At 63.8% G+C, this 13,264-nt stretch carries 9 protein-coding genes; 2 read left to right on the top strand and 7 right to left on the bottom strand.

What is annotated here, in order from left to right:
- Positions 1-3: 3 nt before the first annotated feature.
- The 3 genes from AB4Z43_RS18765 to AB4Z43_RS18755 all read right to left on the bottom strand — a co-directional run bounded on the left by AB4Z43_RS18765 (position 4) and on the right by AB4Z43_RS18755 (position 3,794).
- The gene (locus AB4Z43_RS18765; RefSeq protein ID WP_019857070.1) at positions 4-1,125 is read right to left on the bottom strand and encodes an ABC transporter permease; all 1,122 of its coding nucleotides are present in this window, start codon (positions 1,123-1,125) and stop codon (positions 4-6) included.
- Positions 1,118-2,041, bottom strand: a complete 924-nt coding sequence (locus AB4Z43_RS18760; RefSeq protein WP_019857069.1) for an ABC transporter permease subunit — start codon at positions 2,039-2,041, stop codon at positions 1,118-1,120. The genes AB4Z43_RS18765 and AB4Z43_RS18760 overlap by 8 nt, the downstream gene beginning before the upstream one ends.
- 160 nt (positions 2,042-2,201) lie before the next feature.
- Complete coding sequence (locus AB4Z43_RS18755; RefSeq protein ID WP_019857068.1) at positions 2,202-3,794, bottom strand: peptide ABC transporter substrate-binding protein; 1,593 nt, start codon at positions 3,792-3,794, stop codon at positions 2,202-2,204.
- Between the two features lie 283 nt (positions 3,795-4,077).
- On the opposite strand from AB4Z43_RS18755, the gene AB4Z43_RS18750 reads away from it, so the two are divergent.
- Both AB4Z43_RS18750 and AB4Z43_RS18745 read left to right on the top strand, forming a co-directional pair.
- Positions 4,078-4,524 (top strand): TadE/TadG family type IV pilus assembly protein, encoded by a 447-nt coding sequence (locus AB4Z43_RS18750; RefSeq protein ID WP_019857067.1) that lies wholly within the window; start codon positions 4,078-4,080, stop codon positions 4,522-4,524.
- Positions 4,525-6,294: a hypothetical protein gene (locus AB4Z43_RS18745; protein ID WP_441938698.1), complete on the top strand. Its 1,770-nt coding sequence runs from the start codon at positions 4,525-4,527 to the stop codon at positions 6,292-6,294.
- A 51-nt stretch (positions 6,295-6,345) separates the two neighbouring features.
- Here AB4Z43_RS18745 and bglA read toward each other — a convergent pair whose 3' ends face one another.
- The 4 genes from bglA to glgA all read right to left on the bottom strand — a co-directional run bounded on the left by bglA (position 6,346) and on the right by glgA (position 13,239).
- On the bottom strand, positions 6,346-7,992 hold the full coding sequence (gene bglA, locus AB4Z43_RS18740; RefSeq protein ID WP_441938697.1) for a beta-galactosidase BglA: 1,647 nt from the start codon (positions 7,990-7,992) through the stop codon (positions 6,346-6,348).
- On the bottom strand, positions 7,992-9,989 hold the full coding sequence (glgX, locus tag AB4Z43_RS18735; RefSeq protein ID WP_441938696.1) for a glycogen debranching protein GlgX: 1,998 nt from the start codon (positions 9,987-9,989) through the stop codon (positions 7,992-7,994). The genes bglA and glgX overlap by 1 nt, the downstream gene beginning before the upstream one ends.
- 172 nt (positions 9,990-10,161) lie before the next feature.
- Positions 10,162-11,790 (bottom strand): alpha-D-glucose phosphate-specific phosphoglucomutase, encoded by a 1,629-nt coding sequence (locus AB4Z43_RS18730; RefSeq protein WP_202360377.1) that lies wholly within the window; start codon positions 11,788-11,790, stop codon positions 10,162-10,164.
- A 3-nt stretch (positions 11,791-11,793) separates the two neighbouring features.
- The gene (glgA, locus tag AB4Z43_RS18725; protein ID WP_064982975.1) at positions 11,794-13,239 is read right to left on the bottom strand and encodes a glycogen synthase GlgA; all 1,446 of its coding nucleotides are present in this window, start codon (positions 13,237-13,239) and stop codon (positions 11,794-11,796) included.
- Positions 13,240-13,264: the final 25 nt, after the last annotated feature.

The following is a 13,264-nucleotide window of genomic DNA, read 5'->3' as shown; positions in this document are numbered from 1 at the left end:
TCTTTATCGATCTCTCGGGTCGAGCGCGTCGCGCAGGCCATCGCCGACGAAGTTCAGCGCAAACAGCGTCGAAACGAGGAAGAAAGCAGGAAACAGGAGCAGCCAGTTGGCAGTGCCGATGTTCTTGGCGCCGACCGAAATCAGCACGCCCCAGCTGGTCATCGGCTCTTGGACGCCGAGGCCGAGGAACGACAGAAAACTCTCCAGGATGATGACCTGCGGCACCAGCAAGGTCATGTAGATGACGACCGGGCCGAGCAAATTGGGAATGACGTGGCGCAGCAGGATGCCGCGCTGGCCGACGCCCATGGCTTCCGCCGCCTGGACATATTCCTGGCGGCGGATCGACAGCGCCTGGCCGCGCACGATGCGCGCCATGTCCAGCCACAGCACCGCGCCAACCGCCAGGAACATCAGCACGAAGTTGCGGCCGAAGAACACCACCAGCATGATGACGAAGAAGATGAACGGCAAGGAATAGAGCACATCGACGATGCGCATCATCACCTCGTCGATCCTGCCGCCGGAGAAACCCGCGGCGGCGCCATAGATCACCCCGATCACTACCGCCACGACACCGGCGAGCAGGCCGATGGCCAGCGAGATGCGCCCGGCCATCAAAGTGCGCGACAGCAGATCGCGGCCGGTGTTGTCGGTGCCGAACAGGAAATATTGCTGCTTGACCGACGCGCTCATGGTCGCTTCGAGCCCGTCGGGCGACTTGCTCTCGATCTTGGTGTCGTCAAAGGCATCGGAGCGGTCGAGGTAGCGGATATTGCGGTCATCGATCGGCTTGGTCGACTTGACCGTGACGAAGACGTGATCGCCCTCCTGGTGCCATTCCTTGATATCGACCCGCATGCGCTTGATCGCATCATTGAGCGCGGACTCGATCATGTCGGGCTTCGGATAGGCTGACAGGCTTGGCGGCATGCGTACATAGTCGGCATAGATGGTCGTGTACTGATGCGGCACGAACCAGGGGCCGAACACGCTGACGAGCCCGATCAAGGCGAGGTAGTAGAGGCTGAACATGGCGGCGCGGTTGGCCTTGAGGCGCGCCCAGGCATCGCCCCACAGCGAACGGCCGACGATAGCGGGAGCAGTGGCTGCGATGTCAGTCATAGCGCACCCTCGGGTCGACGACCGCGTACATGACGTCGACGATCAGGTTGAAGACGATGGTGAAGATGGCGATCACCACCACCGTTCCCATCACCAGCGTGTAGTCGCGGTTGAGCGCGGCATCGACGAAGTAGCGGCCGACGCCGGGAATGGAGAAAATCGTCTCGACGATGACGGAGCCGGTCAAAAGGGCCGCCGCCGCCGGGCCAGTGAACGAAACGATCGGCAGGATGGCGCCGCGCAAGGCGTGTTTGACCACAACCGACCAGTCGGAAAGGCCGAGCGCGCGGGCGGTGCGGATGTGATGGGATCGCAGCGATTCGATCATCGAGCCGCGCATGAGGCGGGCGACGATGGCGATCTGCGGCAAGGCAAGCGTCAGCACCGGGCCGACCTTGTTGATGAAGGCGCCATCGCCCCAGCCGCCGATCGGCAGGAGCTTCCAGGTCAGCCCGAAGAGAAGCTGGATCACCGGCGCGATGACGAAGGTGGGAATGGTGCTGCCGGCCGTGGCCAGAGCGATCACCGTATAGTCACCAAGCTTGTTCTGGTTGAGCGCGGCAATGGTGCCGAGCACGGAACCGAGCAGCAGTGCCAGGATCAGCGCCGAGGCGCCGAGCTGCACCGAAATGGGCAGGCCCTTGGCGAACAGTTCGGTGACGGTGAAATCCGGCATGTTGTAGCTCGGGCCGAAATTGCCCCGCAGAAGATTGCCGAGATAGTGGACATATTGCAGCCAGAGCGGGTCGTTGAGGCCGAACTGGGCTTCAAGGTTGGCCTTGATCTCGGGGCTTAGCCCCCGCTCCTGGTTGAACGGCCCGCCCGGCGCGACGCGCATCAGGAAGAACGCCATCGTCACGATGACGAACAGCGTCGGTATGGCGGTCAAAAGCCGCCGGAATACATATCGCAGCATAGGTGCCCCACTTGATCCGGAACACGCCTGTCCGATTGGACCATTGTGCTCCAGCCTTCAAATCTTCGCACCGGATTTTCCGAAAATCGATTGCGCTTCCCGGCCGATGCGATGGCAAACCAGCCGCCGCGCACGAAGTGCGCGGCGGCTTGGCCAGGGATCAATCCTTGCTGACGAAACGCGACGGATGGACGTCCATTACATTGTCGACGAAGCCATGCAGCTTCGAGGACACGATGTCGTGGTAGCTGTAGTAGAGCAGCGGGATCTGGCCGACATCGTCGACGAGAATGCGCTCGGCCTCGGAGAGCTCCTTCATACGCTCCTCGGGCTTGCCGCCGGCGGCGGCTGCCTTGTCCATAGCTGCTTCATAGGCCGGGCTGTTGTAGTTCGAGTAGTTGTTGCCGCTCGCCTTGCGCGAGATGCCAAGGAAGGTTTCCGGATCCTTGTAGTCGGCGATCCAGGCGGCACGCGCCACGTCATAGTCGCCCTTCTGCTCGAGGAAGGAGTAGTGCGTCTTGGTGTCGGTGTTGAGCAGTGTGACGTCGACGCCAAGCGGCTTCAGCTGTTCCTGGATGGCGACCGCGGTGTTCTTGTGGTTCTCCGAGGTGTTGTAGCGGATTTCCATCTTCAGCGGATGTTCGGGCGTGTAGCCGAGTTTCTCGAGGATTTTCTTGGCTGCGTCCTCGCGGTCTATCTGCGGCATGTCGGCATATTTGGCCATTGCGGGCGTGTACCCCTCGATGCCGGGAGGCACCATCGAATAGCCGGGCAGCATCGAGTTCTGCCAGACCTTTTCGGCAATGAAGTCGCGGTCGATCGCCATCGAGATGGCGGTGCGCAGTTCAGGATTGTTCCAGGGCGCCTTGTCGGTCTTGATCGCATAGTAGTAGGTGCCGAGATACGGGCCGACATGGATCTGGTCGCCGAACTTGGTCTTGAGGTCGGCGAGCTGCTCGGTCGGCAGATCGTCATAGCTGTCGAGTTCGCCTGCCTCGAAGCGCTTCATCGCCGATGAGCGATCTTCGGTCGGGATGTAGTTGACCACGTCGAACTTGACGGTCGCGGCATCCCAGAATTTCGGATTCTTGACCAGCTTCATGTGGTCGTTAGGAACCCATTCGGCCAGCGTATAGGCGCCGTTCGAGACCAGCTTGCCGGGCTTTATCCAGTCGGCGCCGAGCTTTTCGATCGAGGCCTTGCTGACCGGATAGGTCGCCTGGTGAGTCAGCATCTCCAGGAAGTAAGGCGTCGGCGCTTTGAGCGTCACTTCCAGGGTGGTGGCGTCGATCGCCTTGACGCCCATGTCCTCGGGCTTGCCCTTCTTGGTGTTGACGTCCTCGGCACCCTTCACCGGATACAGCATCGAGGCATATTCGGCGCCGGTCGCCGGGTCTTCCAGCCGGTGGAAGGCGTAGACAAAGTCGTCCGCCGTTACCGGGCTGCCGTCCGACCACATGCCGTCCTTGCGCAGCTTGAAGGTGTAGACAGTGCCGTCATCCGACACCGTCCAGCTTTCGGCGGCGCCCGGAATGAGGTTGGCCTTCTGGTCCTGCATGACCAGGCCCTGGAACAGGTCACGCAGCACATTGGCTTCATAGACCGTCGAGGTCTTGTGCGGGTCGACCGATTCCGATTCGGCGGCGGTGCCCCTGTTGTAGACGCTCTCGGCGAACGCCGGCGAGTAGAATGCGCCGGCGGCTACCGCCATGGTGGTGGCGAATACCGTCGCCTTCAGCATGTTTTTCAGCATGAAGTTCTCCCTGTCGGCGCTGCCGTGGGCGCGCCTTTGAGTGTTGACGCCCCGGAACCGATGCCTGGTTCCTTTGAGCGCGCCGCCGGTTCCCCCCGGCAGCTGGTGGCAGGAGACTAGACAGGAGGTAAGCTCTTTTCAACCGAGTACTGATTGACCCTAAGTCAATCCTCAGAATCGAAGAAGCAACAGCTAAATTAGAGCGGCCTTTTCAATCGCACGCATCTGCAGGTTGCACCGAGAGTTTTCGCTTTCTGCATGCGAACTTTGGCATGTTGGTATCATGGTTCAGAAGCTCATTTCCATGCTCCGAAGACGCGCGTTCCGAACAGACAATTCGGGGACGTCGGCGGTCGAGTTCGCCCTGCTGTCGCCGATTTTTATCCTTCTTCTGCTCGGAATGGTTGCGTACGGTATTTATTTTGGTGCCGCCAACTCGATCCAGCAGATCGCGGCGGATGCCGCCCGGACGGCTATAGCCGGGCTGAACCAGACCGAGCGGCAGACGCTCGTGGCCGCCTTCCTCGCCAACAATGCCGGTGGATACCCCTTCGTGGACGCCAGCAAACTGACCTATCAGGCCAATGACAGCGTGGCCGACGGCAGCCAGTTCGTGGTGTTGATTTCGTACGATGCGCGCAACCTGCCGATCTGGAATCTCTTCCCGGGCATAGCCTTGCCGGGGACCACCATCAAGCGTCAGTCAACGATCAGGGTTGGGGGTATCTGAATGCTGCAGCGTGCCGACAAGGGCATCGGCCGGCTTGCACGGTCGATGGTGGGGGACAGGAGGGCGAACTTCGCCGTGATGACCGCGCTGAGCGCTCCGGTCGCGCTGGCTCTGGCGGCTGTGGCCATCGATGAAGCCTCCATATACTCCGAGCGCCGGCAGGCCCAGGCGATGGTCGATCTGGCGGCGATCACCGCCGCGTCGAACATCAACAATGTCAACACCGCGGTCGTCACCACGCTCACCGACAACGGCATGCCGGGTGTCGTCGTTCAAGCCTCTGGCCAGACCATTGCCCCGGCCGTCGGCAAGACGGTGGTGACGGTCACGCAAGGCCGATACGCCTCGACGACCACCAATGTCACCCAGCGCTTCCAGGCGGGCGTGACACCCTACAATGCGGTGCGTGTCACGCTGGCGAAAGTGCCCGCCCGCTATTTCGCGAGTTCGCTGATCCCCACTCCGGTCATCGGCACCCAGGCCACGGCCAGCATGACGCCGCAGGCGGCATTCTCGGTGGGGTCGAGACTGCTCAGCGTCAATGGCGGGATCCTCAATGCTTTGCTGAGCGGGCTCCTCGGCGGCAACATCTCGCTCAGTGTCATGGACTATAACGGGCTGATCTCGGCCGATGTCAGCGTCTTGTCGTTCATCAGTGCGCTCGCCACACAATTGAACATCACCGCCGGCACCTATTCGGACGTACTGGCCTCGAAAGCGACTGTCGGCCAGATCGCCACCGCCATGGCCAACGTCCCTGGCCTTGGCAACACGGCCAAGGTTGCCCTGCAGACCATCGCCTCCAAGTCGACCAGCACGGTCAAGATCCCGCTCTCCAGCCTTGTCGATCTCGGCTCCGTCGGCAGCCTGGGCCTCGGGCAACAGCCGTCCGGCTTCGGCGTCGATGCAAGCGCCATGGGAATGCTGACCGCCGCCGCTGTGCTCGCCAACGGCACCAACCAGGCCGCGGTCGATCTCGGCGCCACCATCCCGGGACTGCTCTCGACCAAGCTCAACATCGCCATCGGGCAGCCGCCGCAATCCTCGCCGTGGCTCGCGGTCGACGGCATCGGCACTGTCGTGCGCACCGCCCAGACGCGCATCAAACTGACGGCCTCCGTCGGTGTCGGCACGCCCGGCCTCGGCGGCGGCATCAGCCTGCTCGCCGTCAACCTGCCGCTCAATGTCGAAGTCGCCTACGCCGAAGCCAAGCTGACCGACATCACCTGTCCGGCAGGGCCTTCCAGCATTAGCGTTTCGATCGCGGCGCATCCGGGCGTTGCCCAACTGAACCTCGCCAACAGCAACAATCCCTCCGGCTTCGCCGATTTCAGCCAGCCGCAGACCTTCACCGATGCCGACATCGCGGATGTGAGCCTCCATCTGCTGCTGATCAACATCCCGCTGATCCAGGTGATGGGATCGGCCGCGACCGCGATCACCAACAACAGCCCACAGACCTTGACCTTCAACGCAACCGACATCGCCAACAAGACGGTGAAAACCGTTTCGACGCGCAACATCTCGCAGTCGCTCACCACGTCGCTGGTCAACAACCTGTCGCTTTCGGCCAATGTGCTTGGTCTCGGTATTGATCTCAGCTCCCTGCTCGGAACGGTCAAACCGGCAGTGGTGACCCTGCTCAACACCGTAACGGCGCCCGTCGACGACTTGCTCTACAATGTGCTGTCAGCGCTGGGAGTCGGCGTCGGCCAAGCCGACGTGCGCGTCACCGGCGCGACCTGCGGTCGGGCGGTGCTCGTTCAGTAAGGTTTTCGTGGCCAAGCGGGTCGCCTGGCCAAGGCGCGGTCGAGCGGCCAGTCAGTCGAGCCGGCCAAGGAAGCAACCGAGAGCCGGCAGCGAAAGCGCTTCCTCCTCGCCTGCAGCGGTGCCAGCCAGGACAGCAGCGACAGCGCCAATATCCGGTGGCAAGGGCCAATTCGCCGGCTCTCCAGCGAAATTGAAGACGCAGAGCAGTCTCTGCCCGCCGCCTTCCCGGATGAAGGCCAGCACGTCGCCTTCGGCGTCGAGAAAGCGGATCGAACCGCTGACCAGCGCCGGATGCCGCCTGCGCAAGGCAAGCGTGGAGCGGTAGGCGGACAGCACCGATTGCTCGTTGCCGTTCTGCACATCGGCGGCGCGGGCGCGATGGCTGGCTGGGACCGGCAGCCAGGGTTTTCCTGTCGAGAAACCCGCATTGTCGGCGCCGGCTTCCCAGACCATCGGCGTGCGACAGCCATCCCTGCCCTTCACACCGGGCCAGAAACGGATACCGACGGGATCGCGCAGATCCTCATAGGCAAGCTCCGCCTCCTCCAGGCCGAGTTCCTCGCCCTGGTAGAGGCAGATCGAACCGCGCAGGCAGGCGAGCAGCATGATCGCGAATCTGGCCACCGCGTCGGCATCGCCATCCGGCCCTGTCCAGCGACTGACATGGCGCACCACGTCATGATTGGAAAACGCCCAGCAGACCCAGCCGTCGGCAACCGCATGTTCGAAGGCCTCGACACAGCCGCGCACGTGCGCCGCCGAAAATTGCGGACCGAGCAGGTCGAAGGTGTAGGACATCTGCAGCTTGTCGCCGCCGGAGGTGTAGGCTGCCAGCGTCTGCAGCGAGCGGCCCTCATCGCCGATTTCGCCGACGGCGGCGCGGTCTGGATATTCGTCGAGCAGCGCGCGGAAACGCCTGAGGAAAGCCAGGTTCTCCGGTTGCGTCTTGTCGAACAAATGCTCCTGGTAAAGGTAGGTGTTGGTCTCGCCATTGGTGCCGGCGACGCTCGACGCCAGAGGCGGATTGCTGCGCAGCCAGCGGTCATGGACATAATAGTTGACCGTATCGAGCCGGAAACCGTCGACGCCACGCTCGAGCCAGAAGCGCACCGTGTCCAGCAGCGCGTCCTGGACCTCCGGATTGTGGAAATTCAGATCGGGCTGCGAGGCAAGGAAATTGTGCATGTAATATTGCCGGCGGGTCGAATCCCACTCCCAGGCCGGGCCGCCAAATACGGACAGCCAGTTGTTGGGGGCATTGCCGTCGGGTCTCGTATCGGCCCAGACGTACCAGTCGGCCTTGGGGTTGTCGCGGCTGGCGCGGCTTTCGATGAACCATTCGTGTTTGTCGGATGAGTGGGACAGCACCTGGTCGATGACGATTTTCAGGCCCAGCCGGTGAGCCTCGGCGACCAGAGCGTCGAAATCCTCCAGCGAACCGAACATCGGATCGACGTCGCGATAGTCCGAAACGTCGTAGCCCATGTCAGCCATCGGCGACTTGAAGAAGGGCGACAGCCAGACGGCATCGACGCCGAGCGAGGCGATGTGGGCAAGCCGCGTGGTGATACCCCTAAGATCGCCGCTGCCGTTGCCGGTCGTGTCTTGGAAGGAACGCGGATAGACTTGATAGATGACGCAGCCGCGCCACCATTCGGCCCCCTGCCCCGCCCAAGGGTCGGCATTGTTGTCGGCCATCACGACCTCTTTCTGGTGCGGCTCTTTGCAGTCCCGCGCTCAAGCATGAAATGGACGCTTCGGCCCGGCAGCGGCCGTGCAAGGTCGATCGCCTGCGTCTCGATCGCCGGCTGCCATTGGAAGCCGTCCCGCGCGGGCAAGGTGAAGACGCATTGCCGACGATCGCCGTTGATCATGATAGCAAGGCGGCCGCCTGCGTCACCCAACAGCATGACGAGGCGGTGCCGGGCGGGGTCGTTCCAGTCCGCCTCGGCAAGCAGCATGCCGGTCTCGGTCAGCCAGGCGACATCGGGGATGCCGGAAGCATCGGCCGGTTGTCCCGTCAGGAAATGCGTGTCCGACAGAGCGGGGACGGTACGGCGAAGGATGCCGAGCGCCGATGCGTGGCGCTCCAGCGCCTGGTCGCGGCCGGCCCAGTCGAGCCAGGTGATGGCATTGTCCTGCGCATAGGCGTTGTTGTTGCCCTTCTGCGAGCGGCCGAACTCGTCGCCCGCTGTCAGCATGATGGTGCCGCGCGAGGCAAACAGCGTCGCGAGCAGCGCGCACTGGTCGTCGAAGCGCGCCTTGGTGATCGCGGCGCTGTCCGTCTCGCCCTCCGCGCCGCTGTTCCAGGACAGATTGTCGTTGTGGCCGTCGCGGTTCTGCTCGCCATTGGCCTGGTTGTGCTTGCGCTCATAGGCGACGAGATCGGCCAGCGTCATGCCGTCATGGGCGGCGATGAAATTGACCGTGCGGCTGGCCGGCTGGCCGGCCTTGCCAAAAACATCGGACGAACCGGCAAGCCGCGTCGCCAGCGCTCCTACCGCGCCGGCATCGCCACGCCAGAAGCGCCTGGCATCGTCGCGATAGCGATCGTTCCATTCGAGGAAGCGCGGCGGGAAGTTGCCGAGCTGGTAGCCGTCAGGACCGATATCCCAGGGTTCGGCGACCAACACGCGATCGGCCAGCATGGGATCGCCGGCGATCGCCGCGAGCAAGGGCGCCGCGGGATCGAACACGCCGTCGACGCGGCCCAGCACCGGCGCCAGGTCGAAGCGGAAGCCGTCGACGCCGGCATTGCAGACAAAATGCCGGAGCGTGTCGAGCACCATGTCCCGCACCGCCGGATGATCGCAGGCGACGGTGTTGCCGGTGCCGGTGTCATTGACCAGCCTGCCATCCGGTTGGTGCCGATAGTAGGCCTGGTTGTCGAGGCCGCGCAGCGACAGCGTCGGCCCCAGCCGGTCGCTTTCGCCCGTGTGGTTGAAGACGAGGTCGAGGATCGTGCCGATGCCGGCCTTGCGCAGCGCCGCCACGGTGTCGCGCAATTCCTTGAGGCCGCCGGGCGCGAGACGCGGGTCGAGCGCCATGAAGGTAACGGGATTGTAGCCCCAGGCGTTGCTCAGGCCCAGCGGCGGCAGGTGCCGCTCGTCGATCGACGCCGTCACCGGCATCAGTTCGACGGCCGACACGCCGAGCCTTTGCAGATGCTCGATGACGACAGGATGAGCAAGTGCCGCGATCGTACCGCGCTGCGCTTGCGGAATGTCGGGATGCAGCTTCGTGAAGGCGCGCACCGGCACCTCGTAGATCAGGCCGCCTGGGCGGAACAGCGGCGTCAGCACTGGCATCGCTTTGGGCAGTGCTTTCGCCACGGTCTTGGGCATCAGCGGCGCGGTGTCGGCGCCCTCGTTGCGCCGCGCGGCGAGCCGCCAGTGATAGGCATAGGGTCGGTCGATTTCGACGGCGTAGGGATCGGTGAGCAGCTTGTCCGGGTCGAACCACAACCCGCGCTCGGGCGCATAGTCGCCATCGGCGCGAAAGCCATACCGCGTGCCCGCGGCAAGGCCGGGAACGACGAGCGCATGCACCCCCGCGCCTTCCGGCTGCAGCTCCAGTCGGTCGAGTTCGCGGTTTCCCTGCCCGTCGAAGATCGAGACCCAGAGGCGACGGGCCGACGAGGACCAGGCGGCAAAGCGGATGCCTTCGCGGGTGACGGCTGCGCCGAGCTGGGTCATGCAGGCTCCCCCTTCTCCCCTTGTGGGAGAAGGTGTCGCCGAAGGCGACGGATGAGGGGTGCTCCAGCTTGGGAAAGACGGCGATCCGTCACGCACCCCTCATCCGTCTCGGCGCTGCGCGCCGATCCACCTTCTCCCACAGGGGGAGAAGGAAGAGCGCGCACCGCCACCCTCAAGTAATCACGCTCGGCTTGTTGCGGCCGGTGTGGCTCTTGATCCCGGCAATGTCGTCGGCGGCCGCGATGAGGTCGGCAAGGGCTGCCTGCGTGTCGAGGTCGTGCCTGGCCTTGTCCGGCTCGTAGCGCTCGATGTAGACGCGCAGTGTCGCGCCGGACGTGCCAGTGCCGGAAAGCCGGAAGACGACGCGCGAGCCGCCTTCGAACAGGATCCTAATGCCCTGGTGCTCGCTGGTCGAACCGTCGACCGGGTCGTGATAGGCGAAATCGTCGGCCTTGGCAATCTTCAGGCCGCGCACGCTGGTGCCGGGCAGCGAGCCGAGCTTGGCCCTGAGTTCGTCGACCAGAGCGTTGGCGCGGTCGCTCTCGACCTCCTCATAGTCGTGGCGCGAATAGTAGTTGCGCCCATAGGCCGCCCAGTGCTCGGTGACGACCTGCTTGCAGCTCTCGCCGCGCGCGGCAAGGATATTGAGCCACAACAGCACCGCCCACAGGCCGTCCTTTTCGCGCACATGGTTGGAGCCGGTGCCGGCGCTCTCCTCGCCACAGATCGTCGCCATGCCGGCATCGAGCAGATTACCGAAAAACTTCCAGCCGGTGGGCGTCTCATAGATACCGATGCCGAGTTTTTCGGCGACACGGTCGGCGGCGCCACTGGTCGGCATCGAACGGGCGATGCCCTTCAGCCCGTCCTTGTAGCCGGGCGCCAGACGGGCATTGGCGGCAAGCATCGCCACCGAATCCGACGGGGTGACGAAAATGCCCTTGCCGATGATCAGATTGCGGTCGCCGTCACCGTCGGAAGCGGCACCAAAATCCGGCGCGTCCGGTCCCATCATCTCGTCATAGAGATGCTTGGCGTGCACCAGGTTCGGATCCGGATGATGGCCGCCGAAATCCGGCAGCGGCTTGAAGTTGCGGCAGGTGCCGCTGGGCGCGCCGAGCCGGTTCTCGAGAATTTCCTTGGCATAGGGACCGGTCACCGCATGCATGGCGTCGAAGCGCATGCGGAAGCCCGATTTGAACAGTCTGCGCAGCGCGTCGAAATCGAACAGGCTTTCCATCAACTCGGCATAATCGGCGACCGGATCGATGATCTCGACCGTCATGCCGGCGGCAGTGACGGTGCCCGTTGTATCGATGTCGATCGGATCGATGTCCGATGTCTTGAAGCTCGAAATCGCCTTGGTCTTGGCAAAGATCGCGTCGGTCAGCTTTTCCGGCGCCGGGCCGCCATTGCCGGCATTGTACTTGATGCCGAAATCCTCATGCGGGCCGCCGGGATTGTGGCTGGCCGACAGGATGATGCCGCCGAAGGTCTTGTACTTGCGGATGACATGCGAGGCGGCCGGCGTCGACAATATACCGCCCTGCCCGACCATGACCTTGCCGAACCCGTTGGCGGCCGCCATGGCGATGGCCTTCTGGATGACCTCGCGGTTGTAGAAACGGCCGTCGCCACCGATCACCAGCGTCTTGCCCTTGAAGCCGTCCAGCGCGTCGAAGATCGACTGGATGAAGTTCTCGGCATAGTGCTCCTGCTGGAACACGGGCACCTTCTTGCGCAGGCCCGACGTGCCGGGCTTCTGGTCTGAATAGGGCTTGGTGGGGACGGTCCGTATCATGCTTCAGGCAACCCTTTTCGAAAGCAGCAGGCGATAGAGTTCAAGATATTTTTCCGCGCTCTTGTCCCATGACACATCGGCCTTCATGCCTTGGCGCTGGATGGTCTCGAAGGCCGCGGGGTCGGCGTAGGCATCGACCAGGCGGCGTATGGCGTGCAGCATCGCGCTGCCATTGTTGGGAGCAAACTGGAACCCTGTCGCCACGCCTGCGGCCATAGCCGCTTCGTTGGCGTCGATGATGGTGTCGGCAAGGCCGCCGGTGCGGGCGACCACCGGCACGCAGCCGTAGCGCAGGCCGTAGAGTTGCGTCAGTCCGCAAGGTTCGAACCGCGACGGGATGATGATGGCATCGCAGCCGCCCTGCATGGTGTGCGACAGCCCTTCGTCATAGCCGATGACCACGCCGATGCGGCCACGGTGGCGTGCGGCGGCGGCAAGCAGCGCGCCTTCGAGGCCGGCATCGCCCGAGCCCAGCATGGCCAGCCGCGCCCCGGTCGCGACGAGGCCGTCGATCACCGTCGCCAATATGTCCATGCCCTTCTGCCAGGTCAGCCGGCTGATGACGCAGACGATCGGTCTGTCGTCGCGGTCGAGGCCGAAACGCTCCTCCACGGCCGCCCTGTTCGGCGTCCGGGCCTTGAGCGTCGCGGCCGTATAGTTCGACACCAGATGCTTGTCCGTCTCCGGATCCCAGATGGCGGTGTCGATGCCATTGACGATGCCATAGAGATCGCTGGAGCGCATGTTGATCAGGCCGTCGAGACCCATGCCGAATTCCGGCGAACGGATCTCCTGCGCATAGGTCGGGCTGACCGTGGTGATCGCCCAGGCCGCCTGCAGGCCGGCCTTGAGGAAGCCGACGCCACCATAATATTCGACGCCGTCAAGCGCCATCGCCACCGCCGGCAGGCCGAGTTCGCCGAAGATGCCGGCGCCGAACTGGCCCTGGAAGGCGAGATTGTGGACGGTCATCATCGACGGCGTGCCGACCGCCTTGCCGTAGCGCATATAGGCCAGCGTCATCGCCGACTGCCAGTCATGGGCATGGACGATGTCGGGCAAGTAGCCCGAGATGGCGCCGCCGGCGATATCGGCGCCGGCCTGGCTCAGTGCCGCAAAACGCCGCCAATTGTCCGGCCAGTCGGCGCCCGAAGCGTTGCCGTAGGGGCCGCCCGGGCGGTCGAAGAGATGCGGCGCGTCGAGCACGAAAAGGTCGAGCCCGGCGATCTGGACAGCATGGATCGAAGCCTTGCCGCCCTGCAGCAGCGGGTATTGGTAAACAGCCTTCTTTTTCTTGAAGGCATCCATCACCACGGGAAAGCCTGGAATGAGCGTGCGCATGGTCACGCCCTTGGCCGCCAGCGCGACGGGCAGCGCACCGGTCACGTCGGCAAGCCCGCCGGTCTTGATCAGCGGGAAGATCTCGGGCGTGACCGACAGAACCTGCATGCGTCTATCCCGATCCTGTCCAATT

It is taken from the genome of Mesorhizobium sp. 2RAF45 (assembly GCF_052115225.1).
GTDB classification, from domain to species: domain Bacteria; phylum Pseudomonadota; class Alphaproteobacteria; order Rhizobiales; family Rhizobiaceae; genus Mesorhizobium; species Mesorhizobium jarvisii.
This window is presented reverse-complemented; position numbering and strand designations above follow the sequence as displayed.